Below are 14,288 nucleotides of genomic sequence, written 5' to 3' on the forward strand. Positions count from 1 at the left end.
CCTGAGCCCAGTCGTGTGGACGTTATTGTGCCTCTTGCCCCTTTGCCGCTCAAGGGGTCCGTGTAGCCTTGCCTGCATGGCATTAGTTGAGGGATACCGTCACGGCGAGCCCTGCTGGGCAGATCTGCAGACCCCCGATGTTGCGGCCGCCAAGGACTTCTACGGCAGGCTCTTTGGCTGGACTTTCCAGGACTTTCCCACCCCGGACGGCCGCAGCTACGCGCAGGCCTTTGTCCGTGGGCGGTTGGTGGCCACCATTGCACCGCAAAGCCCCCTGCAGCTGAAGGCCGGCACCTCCGCAAAGTGGAACGTCTACTTCGCCGCCGCAGACGCTGCGGACGTACTGGAGGAGGCGGCCCACGCAGGAGGGGCGGCCGAATTCGGGCCGGAGGCGGTAGGCGATACCGGTGTTCTGGGCTTCCTCGCTCCTCCCGGTGGCGGAACCACAGGAATCTGGCAGGCAGGAAGCCACTACGGCAGCCAACTTTTCAACGAGCCGGGCGCGCTGGCCTGGGCCGAACTCTTCACGCCGGAGCCCCAGGCCGCCGTCGGTTTCTTCCAGCAGCTTTTCGGGCATGAGGTCACCGAATACCCCCAGGACGACGGCGGCAGTTACAGCACGCTGCTCATCGACGGCAACGAGGTGGCCGGGGTCATTCCTGCCGATGAGGGCGACGAAGCGGGCTGGCAGATCTACTACGGCACGGCAGACGTTGCCGCGGCGGCAGCAGCCGCCCAGGCAGCAGGGGGCCAGGTCCTCGTAGAGCCGGACGAGCGTCCCGCCGACGGATCACTGGCCACCATCAGGGACCCGCAGGGCGGCGTCCTCAACCTGATCCAAACCCCCGCTTAAACGCCGAGTGCTCCCCGCCGGTGGTGGGGAGCACTCAAAAAAGGCTTTAGGCGTAGGCGTTCACCAGGCGGACAGCGCCGCCGTCCACGCCCTTGGCGCCCTGGACGTAGTCAGGTCCGGACTTGAGGATGGAGTCTGAGTCCTCGGTGACCGTGCCCATGATCCAGGACGGCAGGCCCCGTTCGTTCAGGCGTGCGACGGCGGCATCCGCGGCTTCGGGGGACACGATGGCCACCATGCCCACGCCAAGGTTCAGCGTGCGTTCCAGGTCGGCCAGCGGAACGTTGCCCAGCTCGGACACCAGTTTGAAGATGGCGGGCAGTTCCCACGTGGCACGGTCAACCGTGGCCACCAGGCCCTGCGGAAGGACGCGGGCGAGGTTGGCAGCAAGGCCACCGCCGGTGACGTGGCTGAAGCCGTGAACGGCCGCGCCGGCGCTGACCGGGAAGGCGCGGGCCAGGTCCAGGCAGTCGGCGGCGTAGACGCGCGTGGGTTCCAGGAGTTCCTCGCCCAGGGTGCGGCCCAGTTCGGAGACCTGGCGGTCCAGGGCCCAGCCGGCGTGGTTGATGACGCGGCGGACCAGGGAGTAGCCGTTGGAGTGCAGGCCGGAGGAAGCCATGCCGATCACGACGTCGCCGGCGCGGACGCGGTCCGGCCCCAGCAGTGCATCGGCTTCCACGACGCCGGTGGCTGCACCGGCGACGTCGTATTCGTGTTCACCCAGCAGGCCGGGGTGTTCGGCGGTCTCGCCGCCCACCAGGGCGGTGCCGGCCACGGAGCAGGCTGCCGCGATGCCACGGACGATGCCGGCGATGCGCTCGGGGACCACTTTGCCGCAGGCGATGTAGTCGGTCATGTACAGGGGTTCGGCACCCACCACCACGATGTCGTCCACCACCATGCCCACCAGGTCGAACCCGATGGTGTCGTGGATGTCCATGGCCTGGGCGATGGCGACCTTGGTGCCGACGCCGTCCGTGGAGGTGGCCAGCAGCGGCTTCTTGTAGGTCAGCAGCCGGGAGACATCGTAGAGGCCGGCGAAGCCGCCCACCCCGCCGATCACCGAGGAGTTGTGGGTTGCCTTCACGGCATCCTTCATGAGCTCGACGGCGCGGTCCCCGGCTTCGACGTCCACGCCCGCGGACGCGTAGGTGATGCCGGCGTTGTCTGCGGCGGGGCTGGCGGAGGTCATACGGAGTCCTTCTTGTCGGCGCTGGTGGCGGCGTGTACGTCGGGCACGAGGTCGGCTTCGGTCAGCAGGTTCTCGAATTCGGAGTCGGGGCCGGGATCGCAGCCCGTGGCGCCGGCCTTTTCCGCCGGGTCCTCGGTGGCGTCGACGGCCAGGGCGGCCGTTTCGCCGGGAAGGGCCGCGGGGGAGGGCTTGAGGCCGCCCAGGTCGGTGCGCTCCAGGAGGTTCTTGCCCAGTTTGTCCGCGTCCGGAAGCTTGATGGGGTACTTGCCGGTGAAGCAGGCGGTGCAGAGGCGTTCGCGCGGCTGCCGGGTGGCGCCGATCATGCCGTCCTCGGAGATGTAGGCCAGCGAATCGGCGCCGATGGCCTGGGAGATCTCTTCGATGGTGGCGCCGTTGGCGATCAGCTCGGCGCGGGAGGCGAAGTCGATGCCGTAGAAGCAGGGCCACTGCACGGGCGGGGAGGAGATCTTGACGTGCACGGCGGCGGCGCCGGCCTCCCGGAGCATCCGGACGATGGCCCGCTGGGTGTTGCCGCGGACGATCGAGTCGTCCACCACCACCACGCGCTTGCCGCGGATCACGGACTCAAGGGCGTTCAGCTTGAGCCGGATGCCCAGCTGGCGGAGGGTCTGCGAGGGCTGGATGAAGGTACGGCCCACGTAGGAGTTCTTGACGAAGCCGTGCGCGAACGGAATTCCGGATTCCTCGGCGTAACCCACGGCTGCAGGGGTGCCCGACTCCGGGACGGGGATGACGATGTCCGCTTCGTGGGTGTTTTCGCGGGCCAGCTGGCGGCCCATTTCAACGCGGGACTCGTAGACGGAACGGCCGGCGATCGCGGCGTCCGGACGGGCGAGGTAGACGTACTCGAAAACGCAACCGGCCGGCGTCGGCTCTGCGAACTTCTTGGACCGCACGCCTTCTTCGTCAATGGCGATGAACTCGCCGGGCTCGATCTCGCGGATGAAGCTGGCACCCACGGTGGCCAGTGCGGACTGTTCGGAGGCGACAACCCAGCCGCGTTCCAGGCGGCCCAGGACCAGCGGGCGGATGCCGAAGGTGTCGCGGGCTGCGTAGAGGGTTCCTTCGTCCATGAAGACGAAGCAGAAGCCGCCCTTGATCTTGGGGAGAAGCTCGGTGGCGGTCTCTTCCAGGCTCTTGCCCGGCTCACCTTCCAGCAGGGCGGTGACCAGCGCGGTGTCCGAGGTGTTGCCCTGCTTCATCTCGCCGGTGAGCTGCCCGCCGTTGCGCTCCGTGATCATGGCGTTGAGTTCGGCGGTGTTCGTCAGGTTGCCGTTGTGCGCCAGGGCAACCGTGCCGGTGGAGGTAGCGCCCAGGGTGGGCTGCGCGTTGGCCCAGTGGCTGGCGCCGGTGGTGGAGTAGCGGCAATGGCCCACGGCCAGATGCCCGGTCAGGGTGTTCAGCGTGGTCTCGTCGAAGACCTGGGATACGAGGCCCATGTCCTTGTAGACGTTGATCCGCTTGCCGTCGCTGGTGGCTATGCCAGCCGACTCCTGACCGCGGTGCTGCAGTGCATACAGCCCGTAATAGGTAAGTTTTGCTACTTCTTCACCGGGCGCCCAAACACCAAAGACGCCACAGGCATCCTGGGGTCCTTTTTCGCCGGGAAGAAGATCATGGGAAAGTTTGCCATCGCCGCGTGCCACTGATCGATTATCGCACGTTATGGGGTATGACTTTCCCCCGCTTCAGTTTGTGACCCGGCTAGCCTTGGGGATCGGTGTCAGGTTCCGAGTCCGGGACGGCCTCGACGACGGCCCGTTCCTGCCGCTTCACGCTGCGGCGGTCCAGGACAAGCGCCAGCAGGGCGCCAAGGAGAGCGCCGCCGGCCGCGAACATCACCATGAAGAATCCGAAGACGGCGCCGGGGTCGAAGGTGGCGTCGCCGGGCAGCGCGTAAGCCACCACTGCGGCGGCGATAATGCCTGCCAGTGCACCCACAATCAAAAAGGGAACGTACTTGGGTGCGCGGCGGACGGTTACTTCGCGCCGCTCGGCAGGGGTTTCGTGAAAAGCCATGGCATCCAGCCTACTGCCGGACGAAACAGTGGGTGTAACGGGTCCGCCGCCGTCCCGGAGCGGAGACGCGCGACTTACCAAGGGGTGGCAGCTGATAGCCAACCAGGCTGTAACTGATATATCTATTGACACAAAGTGTGGCCACTGTCATATTTTGCTGTGGGCACGATGTGCGCCGTGTTGTGTAATGCGCAATCCGATGCACAGCTTTGCGGCAATGACATGGTCCCCGGAGGTGGCATGTCGGCTAGATTGGCACTTGGTGCCGACTCACCGGATCCGGCCGGATCCAGGAAAGGAACACAAGAACCATGGTCCATAAAGTTCAAGCCGTCGTTGTCCGGGAGAAGAACGCCCCGGTGTCGCTGGAGACCATCCTGGTGCCGGATCCGGGCCCGGGGGAGGCCCTGGTGGACATCCTGACCTGCGGTGTCTGCCACACGGACCTGCACTACAAGCAGGGCGGCATCGGCGATGATTTCCCGTACCTGCTGGGCCATGAGGCCACCGGCGTTGTCTCTGCAGTTGGTCCGGACGTGACGTCCGTGGCCCCCGGGGACCGCGTCATCCTGAACTGGCGCGCCGTGTGCGGCGAGTGCCGGGCGTGCGCCAAGGGCCAGCCTCAGTACTGCTTCAACACCCACAACGCCACCCAGAAAATGACCCTCGAGGACGGCACGGTCCTCTCTCCCGCCCTGGGCATCGGTGCCTTCGCTGAAAAGACGCTGGTCGCCGCGGGGCAGTGCACCAAGGTGGACCCCGACGTCGACGCCGCGGCGGTGGGCCTGCTGGGATGCGGCATCATGGCCGGCATCGGTGCCGCGATCAACACCGGCGAGGTCAAGCGCGGCGAGTCCGTGGCAGTGATCGGCTGCGGCGGCGTGGGCATCGCCGCGATCGCCGGGGCGAAGTTGGCGGGTGCGACGACGATCATCGCCGTTGACATCGACGACAACAAGATCGGGATGGCCAAGTCCCTCGGCGCCACCCATGGCGTGAACTCCAAGCAGGAGGACGCGGTGGAGGCCATCCGCGCCCTCACCGGAGGCAACGGCGCCGACGTGGTGATTGACGCCGTCGGCCGTCCCGAAACGTACAAGCAGGCGTTCTACGCCCGCGACCTTGCCGGCCGCGTGGTCCTGGTGGGCGTGCCGACGCCGGAGATGACGCTGGAACTGCCGCTGCTGGATGTCTTTGGCCGCGGCGGATCGCTGAAGTCCTCCTGGTACGGCGACTGCCTGCCCTCCCGGGACTTCCCCATGCTGGTGTCCCACTACAAGCAGGGCAACCTGGACCTGGACGCGTTCGTGTCCGAGCGCATCACCATCGACCAGGTGGAGGAGGCCTTCGGCAAAATGCACGAGGGCAAGGTCCTGCGTTCCGTAGTTGAAGTCAGCCCGGTGCAGATCTGATGGCCGTCACCATCGAGAACCTGGTCACCTCGGGCACGTTCTCGCTCGACGGCGGCACCTGGGACGTGGACAACAACGTCTGGATCGTGGGCAACGACGAGGAATGCGTCATCATCGACGCTCCCCACGACGCCGCCGCGATCATCAACCAGGTCCGCAGCCGCAAGGTCAAGGCCATCCTGCTGACCCACGCGCACAACGACCACATCGGGGCCGCCCGGGAGGTCGCAGACGCGCTGGGAGCACCGATCCTCCTGAACCAGGAGGACCTGGTGCTGTGGGAGCAGGTCTACCCTGACGCCAAGCCGGACCGCTACCACTCCGACGGGGACGTGTTCGAGGTGGGCGGGGCAACGCTGAAGGCGATCCACACGCCCGGCCACTCCCCGGGGTCCACCTGCTTCTACCTCGAAAGCGAAGGGACCGTGTTCACCGGGGACACGCTGTTCAACGGCGGCCCGGGTGCCACGGGCCGGTCCTACAGCGACTACCCCACCATCCTGAAGTCCATCCGCGAACGCCTGCTGACGCTCCCGGCTCAGACCGTGGTCCGCACCGGCCACGGCGACAACACCACCATCGCCGCGGAGCAGGAAACGCTGGCGAAGGTTTCCCAGTAGCGGAAATCAGCAACGAGTGCCCTGGAGGGGGGGCGGGGGGGGGGGCGGCCGCCCCCGCCACAAGAAAAAAAAACCGCACCCCCCTAACAACCCACCGGGCCCCGGGGGGGCCCGCCGGCGGCCCGCCCCCCCTCCACTGCAAATGAACAAGAGAGCCGACCCGGGAGTTCCCCGGTGCCGGCGAGGAAGTTGGGACAATGAAGTTCGGCAAGCAGCCTGCCCCCGTCGCGGACATCAATGAGGACAACCTCGAAGTCCACAAGCCCAAGACCGAGGCCGCCGGCGTCAAGGCCGTCATGGTGGCCCTGGAGCGGGCGGTGGCGCAGGCAGGCGTGACCCGGACGGCACATTCCCTGCTCCGGCTGAACCAGCGCGGCGGGTTCGACTGCCCGGGCTGCGCGTGGCCGGAGTCGGACAAGAAGCGCAAGACTGCCGAGTTCTGCGAAAACGGTGCCAAGGCCGTGGCCGAGGAGAACACCGTGCGGACCGTGGGCGCGGAGTTCTGGGCCAAGCACTCCATTGCCGAACTCTCAGGGAAGACCGAGTACTGGCTGGGGAACCAGGGCCGGCTCAGTGAACCGATGGTGATCCGCCAGGGTGACACGCACTATTCACCGATCTCCTGGGCTGACGCCTTCGAACTGATCGGGGAGCACCTCCGGGCGACCACCCCGGACCGCAGCGTCTTCTACACCTCCGGGCGCACTGCGAACGAGACCGCGTTCCTGTACCAGCTGTTCGCACGGTCACTGGGCACCAACAACCTGCCGGACTGCTCCAACATGTGCCACGAGTCCTCCGGATCGGCGCTGAACCCGACCATCGGCATCGGCAAGGGCACCGTGTCCCTCGACGACATCCACGACTCCGAACTGATCTTTGTCGTCGGTCAAAACCCCGGCACCAACCACCCGCGCATGCTCTCCGCGCTGAAGGAGTGCAAGGACAAGGGCGGGAAGGTGGTGGCCGTGAACCCGCTGCCCGAGGCCGGACTGTTCAACTTCAAGGACCCGCAGACCATCTCGGGCGTGGTGGGCGGTGGCACCCCGCTCGCCGACGAATACCTGCAGATCAAGGTGGGCGGTGACCTGGCGCTGTTCCAGGCGCTGGGCCACCTGCTCCTGGAGGCTGAGGAACAAAACCCGGGAACCGTCGTCGACCATTCCTTCATTGCCGCGCAGACGGACGGGTTCGACGCCTACCGCGACGCCCGCCGCACCCTCGACTGGGAGGAGACCGAGAAGGCCACGGGCCTGTCCCGCGCACAGATCGAGAAGGTGGCGGGGATGCTGGTGGCGTCCAAGGCCTCGATCTTCTGCTGGGCGCTGGGCGTGACGCAGCAGCCGCACTCGGTGGACACCATCAAAGAGATGGTCAACGTCCTGCTGCTCCAAGGCAACTTCGGCAAACCCGGTGCCGGCGCCTGCCCCGTCCGCGGGCACTCCAACGTCCAGGGCGACCGGACCATGGGAATCTGGGAAAAGCCCAGCGAAAAACTTCTCTCTGCCATCGACGCCGAGTTCGGGATCACGTCCCCGCGGCACCATGGCTACGACGCCGTGGAATCAATGGAGGCCTTCGAACGCGACGAGGTGGACGTGTTCGTGTCCATGGGCGGCAATTTCTCGCTGGCGTGCTCGGACACGGAAGCGTTGGAGGCGGGGATGCAGCGGATCGGGCTGACCGTGCATATTTCCACCAAGCCCAACCGCTCGCACATCGTGCACGGCCGCACCTCGCTGATCCTGCCCACTCTGGGCCGCACGGACAAGGACGACAAGCATCCCAAGGGCGCCCAGTTCTTGTCCGTGGAAGACTCCATGTCCGTGGTCCACTCCACCCAGGGACGCCTCACGCCGGTCTCCGAGCACCTGCTCGCCGAGCCCGTGATCGTGGCCCGGATGGCGGAAGCGACGTTCGGGCCGGACCACTCCGTGGACTGGCGCGGCATGGCCGAGGACTACGACGTGATCCGCGACCACATCGCCCGCGTCCTGCCGGGGTTCGAGGACTTCAACGCCCGGGTGCGGACGAAGAACGGGTTCGTGCTGCCCAACCCGCCGCGCGACACCCGCTCCTTCGCCACCGACATCGGCCGGGGCCGGTTCACCGTCAGCCCGCTGGAATACCTCACCCCGCCGCCGGGGCACCTGGTTCTCCAGACCATCCGCAGCCACGACCAGTACAACACCACGTTCTACGGCCTGGACGACCGCTACCGCGGCATCTCCGGCGGCCGCCGCGTGATCCTGATCCACCCGGATGACCTCGCCGAAGCCGGTTTCCAGGACCGGGACCTCGTGGACGTGGTCAGCACCTTCCAGGGCGTCGACCGCCGCGCGGACAAGTTCCGCCTGGTGGCCTACCCCACGGCCAGGGGCTGCGCCGCCGCCTACTTCCCCGAGGCCAACGCCCTGGTCCACAAGGAAAACGTCGCCCGCGTATCCAACACCCCGGGCTTCAAGGCCATGTTCGTCCGCTTCGAACCCCACAAGGGCGGGGTGGGCGTGGCTGAAGAGTCCGCGGGGGCGCTGGCCGGAACACACGCTTAGCCCCACCGCGGTGGGTTGGCTGCGCCAGAGCTCGAAATAAGGACGGCGGCAAGTCCGGCAGGTGCCGGGTGTCGCCGTCGTTGTTGCCCCCAACCAGGCTTTTACACCGGGTGGTTTCCATCGGGGACCCGCTTCCTGGTCCAGGTCCTTGCGATAGCCGCTCGCTGAGGCAAGCCCGGCTACCTGCTGCCCGGCATTCGTCTGGCCTGGCGTGAACTGGTCATCCTGGGTGTCCTGCGGTGTCGCCTCAGACCCCGGCGCCACATCCTCCCAGCAGGTGCTCGTCGTCTGGAATGTCTTTGGATACCTCTTCATCAGCCAAGCACCGGCACCAGACACCATGCAAGGCCTGGACAGGGCCGCACTGACCTCGCCGTCTCAGGCGGATGGGGGGTGCAGGACCCGGTCCAGCCAATCTTCTGCCGGGGATAGCTGGAAGTGCACGAGATCCGGAACAGCGCCAAGCGGACTGCCTTCCTCCTGCGCCTGGACGCGGTTGTGGAGATTCGGCCAGCGTGGTGGTTCCCAGTCCTGGTGTTCGCTTTGGTAGTGGCGGCCGGTGGGTGAGGTCCAGCCGGGTGGTTCGATTTTCGTGGCGGGTGTGGGTTTCCAGCCGGTGGTGTGGCGGAGTTTGTGGTGTTTGGGGCAGGGCTGTCCCAGGTTGCTGATTCCGGTGGTGCCGCCCTTGTGCCAGGCGAGGATGTGGTCGGCGTCGTTGTCCAGGGAGTTGTTGCTGCACCCCGGGAACGGACACTTCCCATCCCGCATCCTCAACCAGGCCCGCATGGCGCCGGTGACCCGGTAGCTTGTCCGGCCGATTTCCAGCGGTGCCCCGTCCCGCGGGTCCACCAGCACCCGGTAGAACGACCCCGCACCGGAGGCGACGAGTGCCCGGGCCATTGACGGGGGGATGGGACCGTACCCGTCCAGCATCGCTGGCTCGTCGGTCAGGCCCAGCAGGGAGAACACCGGGACCGTGACCAGCACCTGCGCCCGGATCGGCGCCTGCACCCGGTCCCCCACGGCACTCACACCCTCGGTAAAGCTGCCGCTGGTGCTGTCACTGCCGCGGGTGTCGCTGTCGTTTGGTGTGCCGTTGGTAAGGATCGCGTCGGCGAAGGTGTCCGCACGCAGCTGGGTCATGGTGCGGCCTTCATCCGGTCCCTGCATGCCACGGGTGGTCGCCGTGAGCCGGTTCCACCCGGCCAGGGCCTGGTCCGCGGGCAGGTACGCGGAGAGCCAGGCCATCCCGTCCTGGTCCGGCCGGAACTCCACCCGCCGGTCCGCGACCCCTTTGGCGTGGCGTTGTTCGATGGACCCGGCCTGGTGGCGTTCCTGCCAGGTGCGGGCCTTGGCTTTGAACCGGTGCGCCGGAAGCTGCCCCACCGGGCACCCCCGTGCCGGGTCCGGTGCGTCCGGGTCCAGGAAATGGGCTTCCAACGCCGCCGCCCCAACAGCATCCAGACACGCTGTCTCGTCCGCCATCACCACCGCGTGCTGCCAGGAGATCACCCCGGCCTGCAAAGCCTCCAACGTCCGCGGCAACGTCGCCGTGACAGCGTGCGAGGTGGCCAGGAACGAACCCGCCGCCCGCGGACCCAGAGCCAGCACACACCCGATCTCCGCCGCGACCGCCATCTCCTGTGCCTGCACCGGAACATCCGGGCCCGCAACAGCCGCGGCGCTCTCCGCGTACTTCACAGCGGCCCTGGCCTTCACCGCAGCAATCCCGGCCTCCACCTCCCGGGACCCGGCCAGAATGTCCAGGCAGCCCTCCGCCAAACCAGCAAGAGGGTCAGCCGCAGAAAAAGGCACTGCACCGGCCCCATCAACCACGGCACCAACCTCTGCAGTCAGCACGGCAAGGGCAGCACGGATCTCCTCAAAAGCCCTCACCACCGCTGCCTTCCCCATAAACCCATCATGACAAGGGGGTCTGACATTCCTAGGAGCCTGGTGCGGTCGCTAAACGATGGCTCCGTCATTGAGCCGCACCGGCCGTGAACGGCGGGGGTTGCCCCGGGCCGAATACGCGATCATGAGTCCTGCCGTCGCCGCCCCGCCCGCATACGTCCACGGTGAGGCCCAGGATCCTTCGGGGGTGGGAAGGACAAATGCGATGACGACGGCGGCCACGGCCAAAAGGACCTCAATGGCCGCCTGCAGCGGCCTTGCCCGGTACTCAGGGCAGGCCAGCCGGACCAGGGGGATGACCGGGAGGAGGAACAAGCCGAGGCTGAAGACCGGGTAGATGACGTTGAAGGTGAAGATCAGCATGCCCAGCACCAGCAGGCCGAGGAACTTCAGCACATCGAGGGCCCGGAGCGCGTTGGCCGGCGTCCACCGGCTCAGCAGCAGTCCCCACGCGGGGAGCCCGAGCAGCCAGCCGCCTGCCCAGACGCCGGCGTTCAGCAGTGCCAGGGGCACCAGCAGGGCCCCGGGCAGCAGGAACGCCGCAATCTGCCGGAGGTACACCACGTTCCGGGGCGGGCCGAAGATGCACGCCCCGATCAGCAGGTACGCCGCCACATACCAGGGCAGCAGCTGGATCATCGGCCCGCGGGCCGGGCCGAATATCAGGAGCGTCAGTGAGGCCACCATGACGCAGACGGCGGCGAACGTCCAGGCGCGGCGGGCAGGCCGCTGATTCACGGCAGGGAGGCGAGGATGTCGTGTGGGCACTCCCTGTCGTGGGCCGCCATCGCTTTCCCGCGTATCCCGCTCGTTTGCTTGTTGCCGAACACCATCAATCCCCCATTTTTTGGTTGTCGAGGTGATTCTACGGCCTTGACCCAGGGCGGATGGCACCATCCAGCGGGCACAAAAAAGATGGTTGGGCCTGCCGGTCTCAAGCGGGCCCAACCACAGATTTCGACGGCTCAACCGCCGGGACAGATCAGCCGCGGAGCCGCTCCATGGCCGGATCGAAGAGGGGCTCGGCTGTGACCGTGGCCGCCACACGCCTGCCGAAGTACTCGATCTCCACGGAGTCGCCTTCGGTCACGGAGGAGGGCAGCCAGGCGTAGGCGATGGGCTTGCGGACGGTGTAGCCGTACGCGGCACTGGTGACGTACCCAACGGCTTCCCCGGCCACATACACCGGTTCCTTGCCCAGCACCACTGACGTGCCGTCGTCGACCGTCAGGCAGCGCAGCGTCTTGGCTGCCGGTTGTTCCTTGCGGACCGCCAGCGCCTCGGCACCCACGAACCCGGTCTTGTCCTTGGCCACGGAGAAGCCCAGGCCGGCCTGGTACGGGTGGTGCTCGGACGTCATGTCCGTGCCCCACAGCCGGTAGCCCTTCTCCAGGCGCATGCTGTTGAAGGCGCCGCGACCGGCGGCGATGATGCCGTGCTCCCGGCCGGCCTCGAACAGCAGGTCCCACAGCTTCAGCCCGTACTCGGCGGTGGTGTAGAGCTCCCAGCCGAGTTCGCCTACGTAGGAGAGCCGCATGGCGGTGACGGGGATGCCGCCAACCGAGATTTCCTTGGTGCGGAAGTACTTGAGGCCGTCGTTGGTGAGGTCGTCCGTGCTGACCTTGCCGATGACCTCGCGTGCCAGCGGGCCCCACAGACCGATGCAGCAGGTGCTGCCGGTGATGTCGGTGACGTGCGCCCACTGGGAGGGATCGGCCGCTGACTGCCGGCGGGCCTCCACCCGGAGGTAATCGAAGTCCACGTTGCTGTTGACGCCCAGCTGGAACTCTTCCTCAGCGAGCCTGGCCACGGTCACGTCGCTGCGGATGCCGCCGTCGTCCGCCAGCAGCAGGCAGTAAGTCACGGCACCTGGCTTCTTGGCGATGTTGCCCGTGCTGAGCCGGTGCAGCAGCGCCTGCGCGCCCGGGCCCACCACGGAGAGCCGCTTCAGCGGCGTCATGTCGAAAAGTCCGACGGCGGTGCGCGTCTTCCACGCTTCGGCGGCGGAGATGGGGGAGTGGAACATGGCGGACCATTCGTCCCGCTCAGGGGCCCGCCACTCGGCTGGAAGCTCCTCAAGGAGCCCGCGGTTGGCTTCAAACCAGTGCGGGCGCTCCCAGGCGGCGGACTCCAGGAAGAAAGCCCCGAGTTCCTTCTGGCGGACGTTGAACGGGCTGACGCGCAGGTCCCGCGGTGATTCGCGGGGCTGCAGCGGGTGCATGACATCGTAGATTTCCACGAAGTTCTGCTGTGAGGTCTCGCTGACGTACGCGTCAGAGGTCTGCACCTTCTCGAAACGGGTCAGTTCGCAGCCGTGCAGGTCGGTCTGCGGCTGGCCGTCGATGATCAGCTCTGCCATGGCTTTGGCAACGCCGGCCGAGTGCGTGACCCAGACGGCCTCGGCCACGAAGAAGCCCTCGAGGTCCGGTGCCTCGCCCATGAGGGGGCCGCCGTCCGGGGTGAAGGAGAAGATGCCGTTGAAACCGTCCTGGATTTCGGTGCTGCGCAGCGCGGGCAGCAGGTCCTGGCTGTCCTCCCATGCGGGAACGAAGTCTTCGAGGGTGAAGTCCAGGCGGGAGGGCATCCGGTGGTGGGACATGTCCTCGGCTGAGACCTTCGGGAGTGCGGACATGTCCACGGGCATCGGGCGGTGGGCGTAGCTGCCGATGCCGATGCGGTCGCCCCATTCGCGGTAGTACAGGTCCTTGTCCTGGTAGCGCAGGATGGGCTTGCTGGCGCCGTTGGGAAGTTCGTTGACGTTCTCGAGTTCGGCAAGGGGGGTGGTGACGGCGTACTGGTGGGCCAGCGGCAGCAGCGGCACCTCCAGGCCCACCATCCGGCCGAGTTCACGTCCCCAGAACCCTGCGCAGGAAACCACGATGTCAGCAGGGATCACGCCGGAGGAGGTTTCGACGCCGGTGACCTTGCCGCCCTCCTGGGCGATGCCGGTGACGGTGGTGGAGCCGCGGTAGGTGACGCCCTGTTCGCGCGTGCGCTCGATCAGCAGCTGTACGGCCCGGGCCGCCAGGGCGAGGCCGTCGGTGGGGATGAGCAGGCCGCCCAGGACCTCGCGGCCGCCGGCGAGCTTGCCGGTGTTCAGCAGCGGGTAGATCTTTTCGCATTCGTCGGCGTCGACGATCCTGCTTTCGACACCCCAGGAGGTCATGACGCCCATCTTGCGGTTGAGGTCGGCCAGGCGCTCGGGAGTGGTGGCCAGCTCCAGGCCGCCCACCTGGTTGAAGCAGGACTGGCCGTCCTTGCCCAGGGCGAGGAGCTTGTTGACGGTGTACGTGGCGAATTCCGTCATGGTCCTGGACGGATTGTTTTGGAACACGAGACCCGGGGCGTGCGACGTGGAGCCGCCTGCGAGCTCCAGCGGACCCTGCTCGACGACGGTGATGTCGCTCCAGCCGCGGCTTGCCAGCTCGTCGGCGAGGTTGGTGCCGACGATTCCGGCTCCGATGATGACGACACGGGGTGATGCGCTCATAATGTTGGGTTCTCCTGGTTGGTGCTGGAATCCGCCTGACCGGGTGATGGAGTTTGCTTCGCCATGAGCAACGTGCATCACTATATGCAACAGGGTGTCGCAGCTCACAGATGATGTCAAGGGTTTCCTGCTTTGTTGCGGGGGACGGCAGCGCTAGTCGAAAGGCAGCAAAGAGGCCTCCGCCGCTGGTGCGGCGAAGGCCTCTTTGGTGCAGC

General features: G+C 66.9%; 10 protein-coding genes. 4 read left to right on the top strand and 6 right to left on the bottom strand.

Annotation, left to right across the window (positions count from 1 at the left end):
* Positions 1-76 precede the first annotated feature (76 nt).
* Entirely contained in the window at positions 77-853 is a 777-nt protein-coding gene (locus ACWRN3_RS15655) for a VOC family protein (RefSeq protein WP_476741224.1), read from the top strand.
* 46 nt (positions 854-899) lie between these two features.
* Here the strand turns inward: ACWRN3_RS15655 and purM are convergent, their stop codons facing one another.
* Genes purM through ACWRN3_RS15670 form a run of 3 tightly spaced genes read right to left on the bottom strand, consistent with a single transcriptional unit; the run spans position 900 to position 4,085 of the window.
* Complete coding sequence (gene purM / locus ACWRN3_RS15660; protein WP_476741225.1) at positions 900-2,045, bottom strand: phosphoribosylformylglycinamidine cyclo-ligase; 1,146 nt, start codon at positions 2,043-2,045, stop codon at positions 900-902.
* Complete coding sequence (gene purF / locus ACWRN3_RS15665) at positions 2,042-3,712, bottom strand: amidophosphoribosyltransferase (protein ID WP_255173449.1); 1,671 nt, start codon at positions 3,710-3,712, stop codon at positions 2,042-2,044. Before purF ends, purM begins: the two co-directional genes overlap by 4 nt.
* Positions 3,713-3,770: 58 nt before the next feature.
* A complete protein-coding gene (locus ACWRN3_RS15670) occupies positions 3,771-4,085 on the bottom strand; it encodes a hypothetical protein (protein ID WP_324643276.1) in 315 nt (104 codons plus the stop codon).
* A 311-nt stretch (positions 4,086-4,396) separates the two neighbouring features.
* Between ACWRN3_RS15670 and ACWRN3_RS15675 the strand changes: the two genes are divergently transcribed.
* The 3 genes from ACWRN3_RS15675 to ACWRN3_RS15685 all read left to right on the top strand — a co-directional run bounded on the left by ACWRN3_RS15675 (position 4,397) and on the right by ACWRN3_RS15685 (position 8,669).
* Positions 4,397-5,497: an S-(hydroxymethyl)mycothiol dehydrogenase gene (locus ACWRN3_RS15675; protein ID WP_476741226.1), complete on the top strand. Its 1,101-nt coding sequence runs from the start codon at positions 4,397-4,399 to the stop codon at positions 5,495-5,497.
* Entirely contained in the window at positions 5,497-6,117 is a 621-nt protein-coding gene (locus tag ACWRN3_RS15680; RefSeq protein WP_255173446.1) for an MBL fold metallo-hydrolase, read from the top strand. Before ACWRN3_RS15675 ends, ACWRN3_RS15680 begins: the two co-directional genes overlap by 1 nt.
* Positions 6,118-6,314: 197 nt before the next feature.
* Complete coding sequence (locus ACWRN3_RS15685; protein ID WP_476741227.1) at positions 6,315-8,669, top strand: FdhF/YdeP family oxidoreductase; 2,355 nt, start codon at positions 6,315-6,317, stop codon at positions 8,667-8,669.
* A gap of 378 nt (positions 8,670-9,047) precedes the next feature.
* On the opposite strand, the gene ACWRN3_RS15690 is transcribed toward ACWRN3_RS15685, so the two are convergent.
* From ACWRN3_RS15690 to ACWRN3_RS15700, 3 genes are all read right to left on the bottom strand, one after another.
* On the bottom strand, positions 9,048-10,583 hold the full coding sequence (locus ACWRN3_RS15690) for an HNH endonuclease signature motif containing protein (protein WP_476741228.1): 1,536 nt from the start codon (positions 10,581-10,583) through the stop codon (positions 9,048-9,050).
* A gap of 51 nt (positions 10,584-10,634) precedes the next feature.
* A complete protein-coding gene (locus ACWRN3_RS15695; protein ID WP_476741229.1) occupies positions 10,635-11,321 on the bottom strand; it encodes a hypothetical protein in 687 nt (228 codons plus the stop codon).
* Between the two features lie 244 nt (positions 11,322-11,565).
* Positions 11,566-14,073 carry a GcvT family protein gene (locus ACWRN3_RS15700; RefSeq protein ID WP_476741230.1) on the bottom strand — a complete coding sequence of 836 codons (2,508 nt, stop codon included), beginning with the start codon at positions 14,071-14,073 and terminating at the stop codon, positions 11,566-11,568.
* Between the last annotated feature and the right edge of the window lie 215 nt (positions 14,074-14,288).

This window comes from Pseudarthrobacter sp. rb (assembly GCF_056389225.1).